This window comes from Hymenobacter lapidiphilus (genome assembly GCF_003417065.2).
In the GTDB taxonomy this organism is placed as follows: Bacteria; Bacteroidota; Bacteroidia; order Cytophagales; family Hymenobacteraceae; genus Hymenobacter.
Genome location: NZ_QVLT01000014.1, coordinates 60058 through 79867, shown reverse-complemented (window position 1 = coordinate 79867; position 19810 = coordinate 60058). Strand labels below are relative to the sequence as shown.

Sequence of the window (19810 nt, the reverse complement as noted above, 5' to 3'; positions counted from 1 at the left end):
GTAGCGCGACGTGTTGACGAACCGGTTGGAGCGGGTCCGGAAATCTGCGTGGCCGGTCGGCTTCGTAGTTTCCAGACCACCGGGCAATGCAGCCCGCGGGCCACGATTGACGACTGCTGAGCAGTCTCGACAGTAAGTACCGGGACATTCCGGCCCGCTTCCGGCGGCGCGTGCGCTGGCCTTTACCTTTTCGCTCCATGCCTGAACGCTCTTCCCAGTTCCACCCCGACGCTCACCTGTTTCAGGTGCGGCATCCTGAGTGGGCCTCCGCCGCTACCATTTACGAAGTCAATATCCGCCAGTACACTCCCGAGGGCACGTTTCGGGCCTTTATGGAGCACCTGCCGCGGCTGGCGGACATGGGCATCAGCATCGTCTGGCTGATGCCCGTTCATCCGATTGGCGAGCAGGGCCGCAAGGGCACGCTGGGCAGCCAGTACGCCGTGCGCGATTATTTCGGGGTGAACCCGGAGTTTGGGACGCTGGCAGATTTGCGGGCCCTAGTGGCCGAGGCCCACCGCCTGGGGTTGCGGGTGCTGCTCGACTGGGTGGCCAACCATACCAGCTGGGACAACCCGCTCGTGCATGCGCACCCCGACTGGTACCAGCACGATGCCCAGGGCCGGCTGGTGCCGCCCGTGGCCGACTGGCACGACGTGGTAGCCCTCGACTACGGCCAGCCCGACCTGCGTCGCTACATGACGGAGGCCCTGTGCTACTGGGTGCGCGAGGCCGACATAGACGGCTACCGCTGCGACGTGGCCGCGCTGGTGCCCACCAATTTCTGGGACGAGGTGCGGCCGGCGCTGGAAGCCATCAAGCCGGTGTTTATGCTGGCCGAATGGGACGAGCTATACCCCTCGGGCGGCCTGAGCTGGGAGGAGTTCAACCCCGATACGCACCTGCTGGAGCAGGCCTTCGACATGACCTTCGGTTTGCGCCTGCACTACCTGTTCGACAGCATTGCCGCCGGCCGGGCCGAGCTGGTGGCCATCGATGAGTACCGCGCCGCCGAGCGGGCCAAGTACCCGCCGCGGGTATACCTGATGAACTTCACCAGCAACCACGACGTGAACAGCTGGGACGGCACCGAATACGAGCGGCTGGGGCCATTGGCGCTGCCCTGTGCCGTGCTCACGGTGCTGCTGCCGGGTATGCCGCTGGTGTACTCGGGGCAGGAAGCCGGGCTGACTAAGCGCCTGGCCTTTTTCGACCACGACCCGATAGACTGGCAGGATTTCCCACTCCAGCAGTTCTACACCCGCCTGTTGCAGCTCAAGCGCCGCCACCCGGCCCTGCGCAACGGCGACCCTACCAGCCACTTCGAGCGCCTGCCCGGCCCGGCCAGCCTCTACGGTTTCGTGCGCGAAAAAGAGGGCGCGGCCGTACTCTGCGCTATCAATAGTACCCCCGAAACCGCCGCCCTGCCCCTGCCCGCCACCACCGCCGGCACCTGGCGCGACATCTTCAGTGAGGAGCAACTGATGTTTCAGGCGGAAGAGGAGCTGGCCGTACCTGGGCGCGGTTGGCGGGTGTTGGAGAGGGTGGTGGGGTGATGATAGCCGGTTTATGTTTGCCTTATCAAGTAACCCAAGTTGCGGAGGGCGATGTAGGGGCGGGGCTTGTCCCCGCCCGCCGTTAAACGGAATCGTTGCAATCAGTGGCGCACGTGTCGTTCAACGGCGGGCGGGGACAAGCCCCGCCCCTACATCGTGCCAACTCCGCCATCACCTCACCACCTCCGTCAGCGCCGCCTCTACAATAAGCTGGCGGGCGGGACCGAAGCGGGCGTCGGCGGGCTGGCCAGCCGCGGGTTCGGCGTTGAGAGCGAAGAAAACGCGGCGGCCATCGGCTTGGGCGAGCCAGCCCACCAGCCAGCCGTTGTCGGGGTTGCGGGCGGTGCGGAAGCGCCAGCCGGTTTTGCCGTAGAGCGTGTAGGCGGGCGTTTTCTTGAGGATGAGCAGCTGCTTTAAGGCTTGTTGGTGGCGCTTCTCGATGGGCAGGGTTTCGGCCTGCAGGCGGCGCAGGAAGTCAATTTGCGCGAACTGGCTGATGCGCGAGTCGCCGCCGAGCCAGAACGTATCGAGCGTGGCGGCCATGACCACCATGCCGGGGTAACCCAGCTTCGGCAGCCACTGCTGGTACGCGGCCACGCCCATGCGGCGGGCCAGCTGCTGGTAGCAGGGCACGGCCGACACGCGCAACGCCCGCGCGAAGGGCATGTCCTGGTTCCAGGCGGCAATGCTACGCACGGTGCCGTCCCAGGGGCAGATGTCGGCCGTGTCGCGCAAGGCGCCGGTTTGCAGGGCAATCAGGGTATTGGGGATTTTGAAGGTGGAAGCCGGCAGAAAACCCTGGCGGCAGCGGGCCGCGTTGTAGGCTACGAACCGCCCGGCCGCTTCTTCGTAGAGCAGCAGTGAGCCCTCCAGACCCTGCGCCCGAAACAGCGGCCCGAAATCGTGCTCCACTACGGGCGGAGCGGCGGGCAGACAGGAGCAGGCCGCGGTCAGCAGCAACCCCAGAAATAACAGAAACAGGTAAGTCAGGCGCATGAACTGGCGGGGTTAATTTCCGCAAAAGTAAGCGTCTCGCCGAACCAACCCTCGCGCCGGCAGTGGGTCATTTTTATCTTTCTAACTCGGCAACTTCTCAATCCAACACCATGCAACAACGCGAACTGGGCCGCTCGGGCCTGCGCACCGCCCCGCTCGTGCTGGGCGGCAACGTATTTGGCTGGACCGCCGACGAGGCCACTTCTTTCCGTGTGCTCGATGCCTTCGTGGCCGGCGGCGGCAACGCCATCGACACGGCCAACGTGTACTCGGCCTGGGCGCCGGGCCACCAGGGTGGCGAGTCGGAAGCCGTTATCGGTAAGTGGCTGCAACGCCGCGGCCGCCGCGACGATGTGCTCATCTTCTCGAAAGTAGGCATGAAGATGGGCGACGGCCGCCAGGGCCTGGGCCGCGACTATATCCGGGTAGCCGTGGAGGAGTCGCTCCAGCGCCTCAAAACCGATTATATCGACTTGTATCAGTCGCACCATGACGATGAGGAGCGCACTGTAACCGAGCCGCTGGAGGCCTACGCCGAGCTGATACAGGAGGGCAAAGTGCGCGCCATCGGGGCCAGCAACTTCGGGGCCGGACGGCTGCGGGCGGCCCTGCAGGCCAGCGCCACCCAGGGCCTGCCCCGCTACGAAACCTTCCAGCCTGAGTACAACCTTTACCAGCGCGAGGGCCTGGAGCACGAGCTGCTGCCACTTTGCCAGGAGTACGGCCTGGGCATCATCCCCTACTTCGGGCTGGCCTCGGGCTTCCTGACGGGCAAGTACCGCTCGGAAAAAGACCTGGCCAAAAGCGTGCGCGGCAGCAGCATCGGCCCGAAATACCTCAATGAGCGGGGCTACCAGATTCTGGATGCGCTGGACGCCGTGGTGGCCCGCCACGCCGGCGCCTCGCCCGCCCAGGTAGCCCTGGCCTGGATTATTGCCCGCCCCGGCCTCACGGCCCCCATCGCCTCGGCCACCAGTGTTCAGCAGGTGGAAGAGCTTATTAAGGCCATGCAGCTGGAACTCACCGAAGCCGATATGCGCCAACTGGGCGAGGCCAGCGCTTGAACTGCCATGCGTTCAACTCGCTAGCTCGCTGAATGACAAAGTCAATAGCCTCAAAAAAGAGTTACTGGTTCAACAGAACCGTAGCTGCTTTTTTGAGGCTATTGACGGCCTGCCACTCCAGCAGCCGTGTCTGCACGACAGCCGGCAAGGGCTGCTCCCGGCGGAAGTCGGCGTAGGCGGCCAGCAGTTTGGCCGTGTTGCGCAGAGGCGCGGCGGGCAGTTCGGGCAGCAGGGCCTCCAGCAGTTGGCGCAGGGCATCGTCGGTGGCGGGCGAAATGCCGCGGACGGCCGGCAGCGCATCGCCGAGCCGCAGTACCGGGGCATACGAACCGGCCAGCAGGCGGCCCAGGGCCTGGCCCAGCATTACGGGCACCAGCCGGCCAGTGTCCACGGCGGCTAGTAGCACTTCCCAGGCTAGGGCACGAGCTTCCGGCTTATCAAACAGCAGACCCACTGCCAGTAGCACCGAGGTTGACTCTTCATAGGCCGGACCGTCGGTTAACAAGGCATGCAGCTGCTTGCTCAGGATAATAGCCTGCTCGCTATAGCCGGGAATACTTCGAAAGCATGAGCGGAGCAGGTGCCATTGCAGTGGAGCTGGATTGTTGGGCAGTAGGGAAAGCAGAAACGATACGTCTTCCGTTGACAGCCAGAAATAATTATGGTGCTTTTGCGGTAACTGGGCATGCAGTGAGTAAAGCAGCAGCGGCGAGGGTGGCGCGGCCGGGGCAACGGTTGCAATGGTCAACTCCTCATACTGCTCCACGCGCTCGGGCTGCTTCTGATTATAGGGCTGACAGATTACCTCGGTACGCATAGCAATGCCCCAATCGGGCCGCCAAGGCTTGGCTAAGCCCGGATAGTCGGCTAAGGCAGCCAACTCGGTCCAAATACCATGTGGGGAGCGGGTACGGGCGGCCACGGCCCACAGCCAGGGCAAGGCATCGGCCAAGGTCAGCGGAGCCAAGCCTTCGTTTGATACCCATTGGTCAAAGTTGCCAGAGGCTACTTTCGGCTGCGACTTTTTGCTGAGTTTTACGGGTGGCAATGACAAGGGGGCCTCGCTGGGAGCCAGCAGCCAGGCCAACAGCTCGCGTAGGCCCGAGTGGTGCAAATTGGCTAGCTGTTGCCGGGCGGTAGCGGCATCGGTTGGCGCGTTCCAAGCCAGGCGGCCCAGAGCCAAGGCCAGGTCAGCGGCGTCGGGAGTTTGGCTGGCGGCTTCATAAGCCAGCAGCTTGCTTATCAATGCCGTGGGCGCCACCCAGAACGGCTGGTGGGTGGGCGTGCTGAGCATCGGCAACGGCACCGCCCCCGGGGCCAGGCGCGCCTCGGCCGCCAGCAGCCGTTGCCGGGCCGGCCCCAGCAGCGGATCGGGGTAAGCATAGTTCACCGACTGCAACTCAACTCGCGCCACCTGCAGCTGGGTAAAACCGCCGTACCAGCTTACTAAAAGAGCCCGTAGTAAGCCTGTTCTACTTGCCAGGTGTTGTCCGTAGTCAAGGGCACCAAGGATTTCAATAGTTTCGGCCTCCGTTTTACCCTTGAGCAGCCAGGGGAAGGCTTGCAGCAAGTAGGGCCGCAGCTGCGTAGCGTAGTCGGCCGGGTACTGGCCCCGCAGTCGCAGCAGCCCATCGAGCCAGCGCTCCGCAGCGGCCGGTTGATCGATTTGCAGGGCTTGGCCGGTCAGAAACAGCAGTTCGTGCCAGTCGGCCACTGGTTTAATAGCCGTGGCTTCGGAAATATCGGGCACGAAGCCAACGCGCGGCACGTAGGATTCTGGGGTAATGGACGGCGCGGGTACGGGGGCCAGCCAGAGGGCCAGCAACGTGCGGGCCGGAGTGCTTAGCAGCTCGCCTAGCTCCTGCAAAGTGGCCACGGTATCGGCTGTGGCGGTAGCGTTGAGCAATGCCTGCTTGGCCCCAAGCAGATTAGCCAGGCTTTTGGCAGCCCGCTCCTGCACGCCGGCGTCGGGGTGGGCTAGGGCAGCCGCGTAGCGCGTCGCCAACATCGGGGCCAGCTCTGGGCGGGCCTTTGTTAGTTTTTCGAAGCCACTGAGCAGGGCTTTGAGGCTCGTTTTAAGGTCAGACCTGGTCAGCAGGTTATCAACATACGGGAACAGCGCCTCCACATCAAAGCCTGGCAACAGCCACAAACCTTTGAACTGGTCGAGGGCGAAGTTTACCACCTGGGCCAGCGGGTGGGCCATTAGCTCCAGCAGTTCAGCTTGATGGGCCAGCTGTTCATCGGCGGTGGGTTTTAGGGCCAGGAACACGTCCTTGAACCATGTCAGCAGTGAGCGGCGAAAGTTGCGGTGCATGGCCAGCAGGCAGCGCGTACCCAACTCAGCCCGGTTGAGGTGGCCCGATGCCGCCAGTTGTGGCATGAGCGTCAGCCAGGTAACGCTTTCTTGGTCATCACCCAAATAGAGGTAAGTTCCATCGACATCGGTATCGAACTTGAATAGCAAAGGCAGGTCGCGGGTGAGCAGCACTGGGTCGGCGTGCAGTTGGCGCAGTACGTGCAACTCGTATTCGCGGGGGTAGCGGTCCTCGTCATGGTCGAATTGCTGCAGCCAATGGGCCACTGCTTGCGCCAACAGCCACGGTGCGGGGCTAATCAGGCCTTCCTCGGCCAACTGGCGTATCACGTCATAGGGAGCAGTGTCGGAGGTATCGTTGCGGGCCACCCGCTCAAACCAAGCCGTCAGCCAGCCAGGGCGGCTGTGGCGCACTACGGCCAAAAACAAGTCGTAGTGGCCAGCGTTGGCATGTTTTGTCACGCCCAACTCAAATCCCCAGGGCACATTGAAGGTGCGGACCAAGCCCTCCTGCTTCGAGTAAGTTGCCAAGCCCGCCAGAAACAGGTGTGATTCCCGCTCAGATGGAAACCGTTGACTTTCGTCCTCATCGCGCCATTCATACACTTCGCGATACAACTGCTTGGTATGCTGGCGCACCGGCAGCAGGTCAGTCTTGTTAAGTGTCAGCAGGAAATCGACCAGCACCGCCAGGCTCTGGTGGCGGGCAATTTGCTCGAAGGTCTCAACGACAGCAGGCATAGCTATGATTTCAGCAGTGAAGTACTCGTGGAAGAATTGAGTTTAAGCCAGCAGGGTTGTCACCGCCTTTTTGAGGCTGCCCACACTTTGCCAGGTTTGCAACCGTTCCTGCACAACGGCCGGCATAGGCTTGCCAGCACCGGGGCGCAGGTCGGCGTAGGCGGCCAGCAGCTTGGCCGTGTTGCGCAGTGGTTCGGCGGGCAACTCGGGCAGCAGGGCTTCCAGCAGCTGGCGCAGGGCATCGTCGGTGGTGGGCGAGATGCCACGGGCCGCGGGTAGCGCGTCGGCCAGGCGCAGCACGGGGGCGTAGGTGCCGGCCAGCAGGCGGCCCAGGGCCGTACCCAGCGCGACGGGCACCAGCCGGCCGGTATCGGCCGCGGCCAGCAGCACCTCCCAGGCCAGGGCCCGGGCAGCTGGTTTGCTGTACAATAAACCCACCGCCAGCAGCACCGTGGCGGGCTCCTCGTAAACCGGGCCATCGGCCAGCGAAGCATGCAGCTGCTTGGTAAGCAGCGCCTGTTCCTCGCTATAACCCTCGCTGGTGCTGAAGGCGGAGCGCAGCAAGTGCCAGTGCAACGGGGCCGGGTTGTTGGGCACTAGCGAGAGCAAAAAGTTCGGGTCTTCGAGCAGTGGCCAGATGTAGGAATGGTCCTTCTGCGGCAGCCGGGCGTGCAGCGAGTACAGCAGCAGCGGCGAGGGTGGCGCGGCCGGCTCGGCGGTGGGTACGGTCAGCTCGTGGGTCTGGTAGATGTATTCGGGCTGCTCCTTGTTATAGGACTGGTTGATGGTGTGGGTTTTAACATCCATGTACCAGCCGGGCTGCCAGGGCTCGGCCAGGCCGGGGTAATCGGCCAGCGTCGCCAGCTCGGGCCAGCTGACCTGCGGGGCGCGGGTGCGGGCGGCCACGGCCCACAGCCAGGGCAAGGCCTCGGCCAGCGTCGGCGGGGCCGGGGTTTCGCCCGAAACCCATTGGGTAAACCGGCTGGTTGCTTTCTTTAGCAGTGACTCATCGGTGGGCTTCAACGGTGGTAACGGCGGGGTAGCGTCGCTGGGGGCCAGCAACCAAGCAAGTAGCTCGCGCAGACCTGGATTTTGCAGGCTAGCCAGTTGCTGCCGGGCGGTGGCGGCATCGGCCGGGGCGTTCCAGGCCAGGCGGCTCAGGGCCAGTGTCAAATCGGCCGGGTCGGGCTCCTGGCCAGCGGTTTCATAGGCCAGTAGCTTGGCTACCAGCGCCGTGGGGGCCACCCAGAAGGGCTGGTGCGTGGGCGTGCTCAGCAGCGGCAAGGGCCCCGCGCCCGGGGCCAGCCGGGCCTCGGCGGCCAGCAGCCGTTGCCGGGCCAGGCCCAGCAGCGGGTCAGGATAAAGCTGATGCTGGGCATCCAGCCGCGTGCGCACCACCTGCGGCTGGGCAAAGCCGCCGTGCCAGCCCACCAGCATAGCCTGCAGAAAATCTCTCTGGCCAGCCCGACGCCCGTAGTCCATCTTGCGCAGGATGTTGGCGGTTTCGGCCTCGGTTTTACCTTTCAGCAGCCAAGGAAAGGCTTGCAGCAAGTAGGGCCGCAGCTGCGCGACGTAGTCGGCCGGATACTGGCCCCGCAGCCGCAGCAGGCCATCGAGCCAGCGTTCCTGCTCGGCCGGCTGGTCGGGCTTCAAGGCTTGGCCAGTCAAAAACAGCAGCTCGTGCCAGTCGGCCACCGGGGCAATGGCCGTGGCTTCGGAAATATCGGGCACGAAGCCGGCGCGTGGCGCGTAGGCTTCTTGGGCAACGGACGGAGCGGGGGCAGCGGCCAGCCAGGGGACCAGCAGGGCGCGGGCCGGGGTGCTTAGCAGCTCACCCAGCTCCTGCAAAGTGACCACAATATCGGCTGTAGCGGCGGCATCGAGCAGCGGCTTTTTGGCTCCCAGCAGGGCGGTCAGGCTTTTGGCGGCCCGCTCCTGCACGCCGGCATCGGGGTGGGCCAGGGCGGTGGCGTAGCGCGGGGCTAGCGTTGGGGCCAGCGCCGGACTGGCCTTTAGCAGCCTATCAAAGCTTGCGAACAGGCTTTTGAGGCCGGTTTTGAGGTCGGGCCGGGTCAGTAGGTTATCGATGTAGAGCAGCAGCGTAGCCACCTCGAAGCCCGGCAGTAGCCACAGGTCCTTGAGCTGGTCGAGGGCGAAGTTCACTACCTGAGCCAGCGGATGGGCCAGCAGTTCGGTCAGGTCGGCCTGCCGGGCCAGCCTCTCATCAGGCGTGGGCTGCAGGCTAAGAAACAGCTCTTTGAACCAGGTAAGCAGCGGGCGGCGAAAGTCGCGGCGCAAGGCCAGCAGGCAGTTCGTGAGCAGCTCGGCGCGGTCGAGGTGGCCACTGCGCGCCAGTTCGGGCAGCACATCGAGCCAGGCAATACTCCTAAACGGCTTGATCGTGCGGTCGTAGGTGGAAGTGGAGTCGACCGCCGTGTCGTGCGCGAACAGCAGCGGCAGGCCCCGGTGCAGCAGTGCATCATTGCCCCGCAACTCCGCCAGTAGCAAGTCCCAGGTCGGCGGGAGTGGCTCGCCCGCCGCCAGCGCCGACCAGCGCGCACTCAGGTTATTCCACTCAATGGTATGCAGATGATCTGTTTTCCTGCCTTTAGTGCGCTGCTCAGCCAGGGTCCGGGCCTTATCCACGTCGGAGCCAAGCAGGTAAAGGCTTTGGGCAGTGGCGTAGGCCAGCAGTTCCGGCACATCTTCCAGCAGGCCCTCGGCCATCAGGGCCTGCAACGTATCGAAGTCGGGGTTCGTCCAGGGGTTGTTGCGGTGGTTGCGCAGAAACCAGGTCGTCAGCCAGCTGGGGCGGGCATGGCGCAGGATGGTCCATATATGCAACTGGTCGGCCTGTTCGGTAAGTTGGCCGACGTTGTGGCTCAGGTGGTGGCCGTTGCTGAACCAGCCGCTCAGCGCCTCCTTCTGCGAATACGTGGCCAGCCCGGCCAGAAAAAGCATCAGGCTCTGCCGGGGCTGCATCGGCCGCCGCAATTGCCCGTTGGGTTGTTGCTCGTGCTTATCCAGTTCACTGCTCAGACTTCTGGCGCGGGTGCGCACCGGCAACACATCCTTTTTGTCCAGCGCCAGTAGAAACGGCACCAGTTCGGCGGCCGTGTTATGGCGGATGAGTTGTTCAAAAGTTTCGGCGGCGGCAGACATGTATCTCGATGTAATTTTTAAGAATAAGAATGAACGAACCACCAGCACTTATGCGGCCCCAAAACGCAGCTGCGCCGCCAGAATATGCTTGCATGGCCCGCGCTGGCCCTGGTTTCCGGTGAACCACTGGCAGGTGCAGCGCGGCGGCTCGGCGCCGCCCACCAGCACAGTGTGCCACACGTCGGTGCCGCGCACGCGCACTTCGGTACGGCCCCCGGCTCCCACCCCTACCAGCTGCACATCATCGGTGGCTTCGAGCAGGGCGCGGGCGTTTTTCAGGCGCGGGTTCAGCTTGAGAATGCGCTCCAGCTTGAAGGGCAGGCGGCGGTAGAAGTACTGGTTGCTGGCCAAATCGAAGCCCAGCAGGCCCATGGCCGAGAGGCTGGCGCAGAGGCGGTCCACTACGTCGGGGGCCAGGTCGTTTTCCAGCGCAAACAGCGTGGGGTTAAAGGTTTCGTTGCCCCGGAACAGGTTGTTGGCCCCGGTAATCCACTCGGCAGGCAGCTCATCGAGCAGCGTATCCAGCTGGTTGCCCTCGCCCGAAAAGCCCCGGTTTACCTCCGCGCTCAGCGCCAGCACAAACTCGTGCCCGCCGCCCATCGCCAGCACGAAGGCCGACGCCTGCCCGTCGGGCGTGGCGTACACCCGCAGGCTTTCGCAGAGCGGCAATAGGCCGTCGAGCAGGCGCAGGCGGTGGGCCCCACCCACCCGCACGGCCCCGGCGCTGGCTACCGGCACAAAGCTTGGCCGCGGGCCGCGTAGCAGCAGGAAGTAGTCGCCGCGCAAAGCGCCCGCCGGCAGGCCCTGGAGCAGTTGCGTGGCCTGCGTTTTGGTTAGCGTCAGGCGCTCCTCCATCTCGGCCAGGTAACCCTGCACGGCGGTCAGGCCCTTTATCCAGCGCTCGGGCAGGCTCACTTTGCGCTCGGTTACGGTGCCGGCGGCGCGCTCCAGCACCACTTCCTGCTCGCCCACCCGCAGCAGCACCGGCTCGGTGCGCGACACCCTGGCCAGGGCGTTTACCATCGGCTCGTTGAAATCGACGTTGGTGGTGCCGCTGGCCAGAAACTCGCCCTCCAGCGCGTCGGGGCCTAAATCGAGACGGGCGTACACGCCGTTGCACGACGAAAACGCCTCGAAGCGCAGCAGCCCCGCCCCCGCCGTCACAATGGGGTCGCGCAGGGCGGCGCTCTGCGGCACGAAGCGCGAAGCCACTACTTTGGCTAAGGTGGTTAGTCCGCGGGCCGCCAGCCAGGAGTTGGCGAGCCCGCCGCTGAAGAAGCAGGCCGTACCTCCCGCCGGGGCATCTTCGGCGTAGGCTGCCAGGGCAAGAACATTGCCCTTAGCACTGTGAGTCAGCGCCGAAGGCCGGGCGTAGGCGTAAGCAAAATCAGCCATAGCAAGATGAAATAAGGAGGAGTGGGTTGCTTGGAGTGTCGCAGCATATTGGAACTGCAATATAAATTTAAGCCAAATTGATTAGTTTTACTAATTTAATTGGCAACAAATTATCCTTAGGCGAAGGCCTGAAGCCGATTCAACACCTACCCACTAGCGGACACAAGGAAGAGCAAATTCCAAGCTCCGGATTTCTGCCGTAATACGCTATTTTTCGGCTTTATTTCAACCTTCTCCCCTACCCACCCCGCATGGACCAGCCGCCCGTAATTCCCTTCGATTGGCACCGCATTCTGTGGGCCGATAATACGACGTGGGTTTTTCTGCTCGAAATAGCCTTTCGCTGCGGCGTCATGTACCTGCTGATTTTGGGGGCGCTACGGGTGATGGGGCGGCGCGGGGTGCGGCAGCTGTCCATTTTTGAGCTCAGCATCATCCTGGGCCTGGGCTCGGCCTCCGGCGACGCCATGCTCTACGACGACACGCCCCTGCTGCCCACCGTGGTCGTTTTTGGAATGGTAACGGGCTTCTACGTGCTTTTCAACCGCCTCACCGAGTGGTACCCCGGTTTCTCCGACTGGCTGGAAGGCGAGACAGTACTGGTAATTGAAGAAGGCGTTATCAACCAACCAAACTTCAATAAGCTGAACCTGACCCTGAAAGACGTATTCGGCGAACTGCGGCAGTTGCAAGTGGAACACCTGGGGCAGGTGCGCCGGGCCTACGTGGAAGCCACCGGCGAATTCAGCATCTACTTTTTCGAGGATGAGGCCGTGCTTCCCGGCCTGCCCATCTGGCCCGAGCAATTGCAAGCGGCCCAACCCGCCGCCACCCAGGCCGGCCCCCACGCCTGCGCTAAATGCGGGCAGGTGCGCGAGCTGGCCCAAGCCGCCGCCGCTCGTTGCGCCAACTGCCACAACGATGCCTGGCTGCCCGCCAGCACGGCCCGCCGGGTAGACTGAATAGTTGAACTGCCTGTGACCCGCAGCTCCGGCAGCTTAATTGATCCGGTAGGCCAGCCCCACGCGCAGCATTTGGCTGGAAAGGTCATTGGTGCCGCCCACGTAGCCGCGCTTTTGGTCGAGCAGACCATGAGAGTAGCCCACCGACAGCCCCAACCGCTGGTAGTAGGCCGTCAGGTTGGCCCGCGCCCGAAGCAGGTCATCGGTAGTGTCGGTGTAGCGTGTGCGGTCGGTGCGAATGGTGGTGCCGTTACTGGTAGCATCGCCCTTTTCATTCACTCCGCGCAACAGCGCCAGTTCGGGGCCTACGGTAGCATCAAGGTTCATCGGGCCCAACTCAAAGCGCCGTCCTACGAAGAGGTGGGTATTGATGAAACGGCTAGTGAGCAGCGTGTTCCCCATAGCCGGCATTAACTGACTGCCCCGGCCAGGGTAAAAACTGTCGATAGCAACGCGGCTGCGGAGCCACTCGTAGCCGGCCTGCGCCCCTAGCACCAGATGATACGCCGTAACGCGCTGCACCTGCCCGGCCCCGCCGTACGAAAGCGTGAAGCGGTTGCCGTAGGGGTTGTTGGTGTAACCCGACCCGCCCGTGTCGGACCCGTTAATGAACGAGGTGCCCGTAGCCGAAGCGCCCCGGTAGCTGAAGTAGCCTGAGGTGGCGTGCAGCGTAAATTCGGTGCTTTGGGCCTGGGCGGTGGCCGCGCTTAGGCCGAGGCTGAGCGCGAGCAGTAGCAGTTGTTTCATGGGTAGCGGGAAGGGTCGGCAATGCCTGGGAAGAGCAAGCAGCCTTCTGCTGCCTCCGGAAGCAGGAGCTGGAAACCCGGCGCTGGGTTGCACGGTAACTGACAACTGCTGATTTTCCGCGTCCAGTCAACGTACCAGTTGTTCCTAGTTGTCCCCATTGCCCCGCCGCACCCTACCTTGCTCCCATTATGCCCGACCAACCTGCGCCCCTGCCCTACCTCATCATCGACTTCGACAGCACTTTCACGCAAGTGGAAGGGCTGGACGAGTTGGCTGATATTGCCCTGGAGAATGACCCCGACCGCGAAAAAATAGTGGGGCAGATTCGGGCGCTGACGGACCGGGGCATGAGCGGCGAGCTAGGCTTTGCCGAGTCGTTGAAGCAGCGGCTGGCGCTGCTGCCGGCCCGGCGCGAGCACCTGGCGCTGCTGGTGGAGCGGCTGCAAGACAAGGTGTCGGAGAGTATCCGCCGCAACCGGGGCTTCTTCGAGCAGTTTCCGGGCCGGGTGTACATCGTGAGCAGCGGGTTTCGCGAGTTTATTGAGCCGGTGGTGGGCGAGTTCGGCATCGCGCCCGAGTTCGTGCTGGCTAACACGTTTACGTTTGCCGCCGACGGCCGCATTACCGGCTTCGACCCCGACAACGTGCTGAGCCGCGACGGGGGCAAGATTGAGCAGCTGCGGAGCCTGCACCTAACGGGGCCGGTGTACGTGCTCGGCGACGGCTACACCGATTACCAGATGCGCGAGGCTGGCCTGGCCGACCGCTTTTACGCCTTCACCGAAAACGTAGCCCGCCCCGCAGTGGTGGCCCAGGCCGACAAAGTGCTGCCTTCCTTCGACGAGTTTCTCTATCAGAACAAGCTACCCATGAGCCTGAGCTACCCCAAAAACCGCATCAAAGTACTGCTGCTCGAAAACCCCGATTCCCGCGCCGAGGAGCTGTTTCGGGCCGAAGGCTACCAGGTTGAAATCGTGACGGGCGGGCTGGATGAAGACGAGCTGGTGGCGCGCATCGAGGGCGTGAGCCTGCTCGGCATCCGCAGCAAAACCCAGGTAACGGCCCGGGTGCTCGAAGCCGCTAACCGCCTCATCGGCATCGGCGCGTTTTGCATCGGCACCAACCAGATTGACCTCACCGAGTGCCTGAAAAAAGGCGTGGCCGTGTTCAACGCGCCCTTCAGCAACACCCGCTCGGTGGTGGAGCTGGCGCTGGGCGAAATCCTGCTGCTGGCCCGCCGCGTCCCCGAAAAAAACGCGAAAATGCACGCCGGGCAGTGGGATAAGTCGGCCGGCGGAGCGTTTGAGGTGCGGGGCAAGAAGCTGGGCATCGTGGGCTACGGCAACATCGGCAGCCAACTCTCGGTGGTGGCCGAAGCCATCGGGATGCAGGTGCTCTACTACGATATTGCCGAGAAGCTGCAGCTGGGCAACGCCACCCGCTGCCGCACCCTGGCCGAGCTGCTGGACCAGGCCGACATCGTGACGCTGCACGTGGATGGCCGCCCCGAAAACACGAACCTGTTCGGGGCCGAAGAATTTGCCCGCATGAAGCCGGGGGCCCTGTTTCTCAACAACGCCCGCGGCCCGGTAGTTGACGTGCCGGCTTTGGCTGCCACCTTGCGCTCGGGCCATTTGGGCGGGGCCGCCGTCGATGTATTTCCCGAGGAGCCCAAAACCAACGCCGAGCCCTTCGAGAGCGAGCTGCGGGGCCTGCCCAATGTGCTGCTCACGCCCCACATCGGCGGCAGCACGGCCGAGGCCCAGCGCAATATTGCCGAGTTCGTGCCCGAGCGGCTGATGCAGTACGTGAACTCCGGCAACACCCAGCAGAGCGTCAATTTCCCCAATATTCAGCTGCCCGCGCAGGCCGCCCACCGGCTCATGCACATCCACCACAACGTGCCCGGCGTGCTGGCCCAAATCAACCAGGTACTGGCCGCCCATTCTGTCAACATCCTAGGCCAGTACCTGAAAACCAACGAGCACATTGGCTACGTGATTACCGACGTGGATAAGCAGTACGAGCCCGCCCTGATTGAGCAGCTGCGCGAAATCGAGCACACGATTAAGTTTCGGGTGTTGTATTAGCCCACGGATTAGCGCGGAGTTGTAGCAGATTACACGGATTTTGTGGGCAGTTGCGTAGCGCCGGGGCACTCATTTTATTGGTCCGGCAGGCCATAGTTGCGGCTGATGAACGGGTGCAACGACGGCACCGGAATTCTGCCGATATTTTGCGCGGTTTCTTCTCCCTGCCCCTATTTTAATGCCGATGAAAAAGACGTTGCTCCCGCTGCTGCTAGCCTCTGTCCGTTTTCTGGCCCAGGCCCAAACGCCTGTCCCGTTCACCATCAAAGGCACTATTGGCAAGCTCAATGCACCAGCCAAAGTGTACCTGTTGCGCGGGACAGAGCTACTGGACTCCACTACCCTCAACAACGGGGCATTTACGTTTAAAGGTAACACTGACCGGCCCAAGGAAGTAGAGGTTTTAGTGCAGCGCAATGGCCGGCTACGCAATGCCTTTGCCGGGTCGGCCAACCGGACCCGAATTTTCCTGGAACCGGGCCCGGTAGTGCTCACCACTCCCGATTCGCTGCCAAATGCCCGGCTCAAAGGCTCGCAGCTCACCACCGATTACAACCAGCTGATAGCCTCGCAGCAACCCATCCGCGACAAAATAGCTGCGCTCGGTGCCGAAATACAGAAGGCGACGCAGCAGGAGATAGAATCTCCGGAATTCAGGCAGCGCCTGCAACCGGCATTTAAGGCAATCGGCGAGGACTATAAACGAAGCTACGCGGCGTTTATAAGAGCCAATCCTGCTTCCTGGGTAAGCCTGGATGCAATGCTGGGTGCAACGGGCAATGTTCCTCAATACGCGGAACTGGCCCCGCTTTACAACGCTTTGTCGCCTGCCCTGCAGCAAAGCACCGAAGGCCAGCGCTACGGCCAGATGCTAACGGCCCTCAAAACCGTTACTATCGGTGCTCCTGCCCCCGATTTCACCCTGCCTACACCCGAGGGCAAGCCGGTTTCGCTGGCCGATTACCGCGGCAAGTTTGTCCTTGTCGATTTCTGGGCCAGTTGGTGCGCCCCCTGCCGCCAGGAAAACCCCAACGTCGCGAAAGCCTACAACGAATATAAAAACAGGAATTTCGATATCCTGGGCATATCGCTCGACCTCGAAAAGGACCGCCCTAAATGGCTGAAGGCCCTTGCTGACGACCAACTTACCTGGACCCAGGTGTGGGACTTGCGCGGCTTCGAGGGGGACGTTGCGCGGCGCTATAACGTGAGGGGCATTCCTCAAAACTTCCTGATTGACCCCAGTGGAAAAATCGTGGCCGTAAACCTGCGCGGCCCAGAACTAGCCGCCACACTGGCCCGATTGCTCAAGTAGATCAGCGGCGCCTCAGCAGTGGACTGAGCGGCATTAGCCGCGCCTGGCAATTCCAGTTTATTAGTGAGGCTGTCCGCCTCCTACAACTCGTCGCGCACCCGCGTCAGCAGGCGCTCCATTTCGCGGCGGATTTCGCGGGTGGGCACCACATAGTTGTTGTTGAAGAAGCTGAACGCCAGCAGCCGGCCCGAGCGGGTGCGCAGGTAGCCGGCCAGGTTGTGGTTGTTGGTGAGCGTGCCGGTTTTGCCCCACAGCCAGGGGCCGGTTTTGCCGCCCAGATAGCCCCGCCGCAGCGTGCCCTGCCCCCCGCCGGCTGCCAGCAAACTCAGCAGCTGCGGCTCGGGCACCTGCTGGTGCAGGCGCACGAGCAGGGCCGTGAGGAAGCGGGGCGTGAACAGGTTGAGCCGCGAAAGGCCCGAACCATCCACCCACTGCGGCGCATCGGGCAGGGTGCGCAGGTAGTTGGCCTGCATGACGCGAATGACACGAGCCGGGCTCAACGAATCGGGCGCCAGCGTGGCGGCGCACAGCAGCAGCAGCTGCTCGGCCAGGAAGTTATCAGAAACCCGCAGCATGCGTCGGTAGAGCGAATCGGGCGGCAGCGTGCGTAGGATGCGGACCGAATCGGTGGGGCGCAGGCGCAGCGGACCGGTTGCCAGCACGGGACGGCGCAGCGTGTCCTGTAGCAGCTGGAGCAGCAGCGCGGGGCTGGTCCGGAACGGCACCTCATCTACCCAAGCCTTGGCCGATGGGAACACGAAAAAGCGATTCTCCTCGGGCTGCCGCTGCACGTGGTCATCGGCGGGGTTGGGCCGGGTGCCGGGCGCGGAGGCCGTCAGGGGCCGGAAAAAGCGGGGCAGCACCCGCGGGGCAGCCGGGGCCGGGCGGCCATAGAAGCGCACGGTGTTGCCGTAGATGGGCAGCGTACTGCGCTCGGGCTGGAAGTAGTAGCCGTAATCGTCCCAGCTCCAGCCGGGGCCAAAGGCGGGCGGCATGGGCACCTGGGCGTAGAGCAGCACCTTTTCGGGGCGGCTCTGCAGGAACTCGTAGGCCCGGCGCGACGGTACGTCGCCGTGCAGCAGCATGGGGTCGCCAGTGCCCCAGAACAGCAGCGTATCGGGCCCGCGCTGCACGTAGCGCAGGCCGGGCAGCGAGTCGGTGCCCAGCAGCGTGAGGCCGGCGTAGAGCGTGAGCAGCTTGGTGGTGCTGGCCGGCGTAAAGTAGCGGCTGTCCTGGTAGCCGAACAGGGTCTGGCCGGTGCTGGCGTCGGCCAGGCTCAGGCCCACCTGATGCTGGCGCAGCACGGCCGAGGTGCGCAGCTGCTCATCGAGCCAGCTGAGGTTGGGAAGTGGCAGGGCGACCGGTGCGGCAGTAGTTTGGGCAGCCAGCACCAGGGGCAGCAGGGTGCCGCCGAGCACAAGGGCCAGGCAGCGAAGCAGAACAGAAAGCATAGGGCTGCAAATTAGGGAATAGGGAACGGCTGTCATTCAGAGCGCAGTGAAGAATCTCGCGTGCTGACGGGGAGTGATTAGAGATAAACGGTCATGCTGAGCGAAGCCATAGGCGTAGTCGAAGCATCTCTACCGCTTCGTTGCAGCCAACCTGAGCTACCATTGCGGTAGAGATGCTTCGACTACGCTCCGCTTCGCTTAGCATGACACCGTTTCTCCCTAACCACTCCCCGTCAATCACTATTTTACACCCGCATTTCTACCTCCTTACCATTCTATGAAACCACTCTATCTACTGCTACTATCCCTGCTAAGCCTGCTGCCCTGGCCGGCGGCGGCCCAAACCGTGAACGTGGACGCGGCCGAGCGATATTGGGAGATGACCGACGCGTTGCGCCGCGACCAGCCGCTGACCGACAACACGTGGAATGCCTTTGTGGCCGTGCCCGCCAACCGCCGCTACATCGCCAGCGTGTTCAGCGAGAAAGACCTGAAAAGCTACCGCCGCGCCATCGAAGTTATCTACCGCCCTAGCCTCGACTCGCTGCGCCAGGCGCGCCTCAAGGCCGAGAGCTGGTACTACGTGCTGAATGAGCAGTACCGGCAGCGCGAGCCGGAGTTCCGGGCCTACCTGCAGCAAACGGCCCAACAGCCCGGCTACCTCGACCTGATGTACCAGCTGGCCTACGAGTACCTGCCCGCGCCCGCCCGCCACCCCGTGGCCAACCTGCAGCTGGCCTACGTGGCCATCGGCAACGACGCCATTTCGGAGCAGGAGGGCCTCGTGTTCAGCCTCAAGTCGGCCATTGATTGGAACAAGCCCAAAGCCGGCATCCTCGAAGGCCACGAAATCCACCACCAGTTGCGCCCCGGCCTCGATTTCAGCTTTGCCGACTCGCTAGACCAGACCCTGCTGTACGCCCTGAACATGAGCCTGAACGAGGGCCTGGCCGACCTGATTGACAAAAGCGTCTTCATGCGCTCGCCCGCCGACTCGGCCGAAACCCGCAGCTGGCTGCTGGCCGGGGCACCGGCCGTGCTGCAGGCCACCGCCGCCTGGCCCACCGCGCCGCGGCCCGAGCTGCGCTACTACCGCCGTCTGTCCAACGGCTCCAACGGCCATCTGCCGGGCTTTTTTATGGCCCGCACTATTGAGCGCAACGGCCTGCGGCCCCAGCTGCTGGCTGCCTCCGACGACCCGATGGCCTTTTTCCTGCTCTACCAACGGGCCGCCCGCCGCGATAAAACGAGGCCCCCAACATTTTCGGGCGCCTCGGTGGCTTACCTGAAATCTTTGCAGAAAAAATATGTGGCCCCGGCACGACAGGCGCGGGTGCGGGCGTTGGCTCCGTAGAAATCCGGCGCGCAACCCTTGCGGCCCGCCGCGTATCTTTATGGCCTATGCTGCGCTCCTTTCTTACCTGGTTTTCGCTTTTGATTATGGCTACGGCCCTGGCGGCCTGCTGCGGCTCGACGGCCTGCGAGTGCGACGATACCTTCGCCGACGCCGTGGGCCTGGAGTTCAGCGCCGATACCACGAGCGCCAACCCCACCGGCTTCCGGGCCCGGCAGGTGGATACGGTGTACCTGGTGCGGGTGCCCCGCGATACGGCCCAGAAGCCCCGCGCCGATACCGTGCAGCTGGTGCGCTCAATAGCCCGGTTTTCGCAGCCCGTTATCATCAACAACACCACGCCCTTCGCCCAGGCCGGCAACCGCAAGCTCGACGGCTACTCGTACCAGCTGTACCTGGCTCCGGCCCGCCGCGCCGCGCCCACGTTCCGCCTCACCATCGACAGCGTGCAGCTGAACACCGATTTTCGGGCCGAGGGCTGCTGCACCTGCTTTGAAAACAACCGCAAGCTGGTGTATCTCAACGGCAACCTAACGCCCTTCGACCAGACCGACCTAACCCGTAACAATGGGCTGGTGCCTTTAACCATCTCGCGCAAGCCCTGAGAGGCGGTTTACATTAGCCGAACGCGTACCCCGGCACTGGGCTCCGGCGTAGACG

The 19810-nt window shown here is 63.4% G+C and carries 13 protein-coding genes; 7 read left to right on the top strand and 6 right to left on the bottom strand.

What is annotated here, in order from left to right:
- Positions 1-197 precede the first annotated feature (197 nt).
- Positions 198-1556, top strand: coding sequence for an alpha-amylase family glycosyl hydrolase (locus D0N36_RS10320; protein WP_116941310.1), 1359 nt, complete (start codon positions 198-200; stop codon positions 1554-1556).
- 171 nt (positions 1557-1727) lie between these two features.
- Here D0N36_RS10320 and D0N36_RS10315 read toward each other — a convergent pair whose 3' ends face one another.
- On the bottom strand, positions 1728-2552 hold the full coding sequence (locus tag D0N36_RS10315) for a class D beta-lactamase (protein ID WP_116941309.1): 825 nt from the start codon (positions 2550-2552) through the stop codon (positions 1728-1730).
- Positions 2553-2662: 110 nt separating this feature from the next.
- Here D0N36_RS10315 and D0N36_RS10310 point away from each other — a divergent pair, with 110 nt between their 5' ends.
- On the top strand, positions 2663-3616 hold the full coding sequence (locus D0N36_RS10310) for an aldo/keto reductase (protein WP_116941308.1): 954 nt from the start codon (positions 2663-2665) through the stop codon (positions 3614-3616).
- Between the two features lie 61 nt (positions 3617-3677).
- On the opposite strand, the gene D0N36_RS10305 is transcribed toward D0N36_RS10310, so the two are convergent.
- The 3 genes from D0N36_RS10305 to D0N36_RS10295 are packed head-to-tail and all read right to left on the bottom strand — an operon-like array spanning position 3678 to position 11231.
- Positions 3678-6674 (bottom strand): DUF6493 family protein, encoded by a 2997-nt coding sequence (locus D0N36_RS10305; protein WP_116941307.1) that lies wholly within the window; start codon positions 6672-6674, stop codon positions 3678-3680.
- 42 nt (positions 6675-6716) lie between these two features.
- On the bottom strand, positions 6717-9836 hold the full coding sequence (locus D0N36_RS10300) for a DUF6493 family protein (RefSeq protein ID WP_116941306.1): 3120 nt from the start codon (positions 9834-9836) through the stop codon (positions 6717-6719).
- 48 nt (positions 9837-9884) lie between these two features.
- On the bottom strand, positions 9885-11231 hold the full coding sequence (locus D0N36_RS10295) for an SWIM zinc finger family protein (RefSeq protein WP_116941305.1): 1347 nt from the start codon (positions 11229-11231) through the stop codon (positions 9885-9887).
- Positions 11232-11482: 251 nt separating this feature from the next.
- Between D0N36_RS10295 and D0N36_RS10290 the strand changes: the two genes are divergently transcribed.
- Positions 11483-12193 (top strand): DUF421 domain-containing protein, encoded by a 711-nt coding sequence (locus tag D0N36_RS10290; RefSeq protein WP_116941304.1) that lies wholly within the window; start codon positions 11483-11485, stop codon positions 12191-12193.
- Positions 12194-12229: 36 nt separating this feature from the next.
- Here the strand turns inward: D0N36_RS10290 and D0N36_RS10285 are convergent, their stop codons facing one another.
- Entirely contained in the window at positions 12230-12940 is a 711-nt protein-coding gene (locus D0N36_RS10285) for a hypothetical protein (RefSeq protein WP_116941303.1), read from the bottom strand.
- Positions 12941-13128: 188 nt separating this feature from the next.
- Here D0N36_RS10285 and serA point away from each other — a divergent pair, with 188 nt between their 5' ends.
- Positions 13129-15030: a phosphoglycerate dehydrogenase gene (gene serA, locus D0N36_RS10280; protein WP_116941302.1), complete on the top strand. Its 1902-nt coding sequence runs from the start codon at positions 13129-13131 to the stop codon at positions 15028-15030.
- Between the two features lie 184 nt (positions 15031-15214).
- Entirely contained in the window at positions 15215-16345 is a 1131-nt protein-coding gene (locus D0N36_RS10275; protein WP_190242611.1) for a TlpA disulfide reductase family protein, read from the top strand.
- 80 nt (positions 16346-16425) lie between these two features.
- On the opposite strand, the gene D0N36_RS10270 is transcribed toward D0N36_RS10275, so the two are convergent.
- Positions 16426-17796 (bottom strand): D-alanyl-D-alanine carboxypeptidase/D-alanyl-D-alanine-endopeptidase, encoded by a 1371-nt coding sequence (locus D0N36_RS10270; RefSeq protein ID WP_190242610.1) that lies wholly within the window; start codon positions 17794-17796, stop codon positions 16426-16428.
- A gap of 277 nt (positions 17797-18073) precedes the next feature.
- Here D0N36_RS10270 and D0N36_RS10265 point away from each other — a divergent pair, with 277 nt between their 5' ends.
- Both D0N36_RS10265 and D0N36_RS10260 read left to right on the top strand, forming a co-directional pair.
- The gene (locus D0N36_RS10265; protein ID WP_116941299.1) at positions 18074-19150 is read left to right on the top strand and encodes a DUF5700 domain-containing putative Zn-dependent protease; all 1077 of its coding nucleotides are present in this window, start codon (positions 18074-18076) and stop codon (positions 19148-19150) included.
- A gap of 47 nt (positions 19151-19197) precedes the next feature.
- A complete protein-coding gene (locus tag D0N36_RS10260) occupies positions 19198-19755 on the top strand; it encodes a hypothetical protein (RefSeq protein ID WP_116941298.1) in 558 nt (185 codons plus the stop codon).
- Positions 19756-19810 lie beyond the last annotated feature (55 nt).

Excerpts from the sequence above, each read along its gene's own strand:
- serA (WP_116941302.1), top strand. The coding sequence starts at position 13,129 with ATGCCCGACCAACCTGCGCCCCTGCCCTACCTCATCATCGACTTCGAC.
- D0N36_RS10260 (WP_116941298.1), top strand. The coding sequence starts at position 19,198 with ATGCTGCGCTCCTTTCTTACCTGGTTTTCGCTTTTGATTATGGCTACG.
- D0N36_RS10320 (WP_116941310.1), top strand. The coding sequence starts at position 198 with ATGCCTGAACGCTCTTCCCAGTTCCACCCCGACGCTCACCTGTTTCAG.
- D0N36_RS10270 (WP_190242610.1), bottom strand. The coding sequence starts at position 17,796 with ATGCTTTCTGTTCTGCTTCGCTGCCTGGCCCTTGTGCTCGGCGGCACC.
- D0N36_RS10305 (WP_116941307.1), bottom strand. The coding sequence starts at position 6,674 with ATGCCTGCTGTCGTTGAGACCTTCGAGCAAATTGCCCGCCACCAGAGC.
- D0N36_RS10290 (WP_116941304.1), top strand. The coding sequence starts at position 11,483 with ATGGACCAGCCGCCCGTAATTCCCTTCGATTGGCACCGCATTCTGTGG.
- D0N36_RS10300 (WP_116941306.1), bottom strand. The coding sequence starts at position 9,836 with ATGTCTGCCGCCGCCGAAACTTTTGAACAACTCATCCGCCATAACACG.
- D0N36_RS10310 (WP_116941308.1), top strand. The coding sequence starts at position 2,663 with ATGCAACAACGCGAACTGGGCCGCTCGGGCCTGCGCACCGCCCCGCTC.
- D0N36_RS10295 (WP_116941305.1), bottom strand. The coding sequence starts at position 11,231 with ATGGCTGATTTTGCTTACGCCTACGCCCGGCCTTCGGCGCTGACTCAC.
- D0N36_RS10275 (WP_190242611.1), top strand. The coding sequence starts at position 15,215 with ATGAAAAAGACGTTGCTCCCGCTGCTGCTAGCCTCTGTCCGTTTTCTG.
- D0N36_RS10315 (WP_116941309.1), bottom strand. The coding sequence starts at position 2,552 with ATGCGCCTGACTTACCTGTTTCTGTTATTTCTGGGGTTGCTGCTGACC.
- D0N36_RS10265 (WP_116941299.1), top strand. The coding sequence starts at position 18,074 with ATGAAACCACTCTATCTACTGCTACTATCCCTGCTAAGCCTGCTGCCC.
- D0N36_RS10285 (WP_116941303.1), bottom strand. The coding sequence starts at position 12,940 with ATGAAACAACTGCTACTGCTCGCGCTCAGCCTCGGCCTAAGCGCGGCC.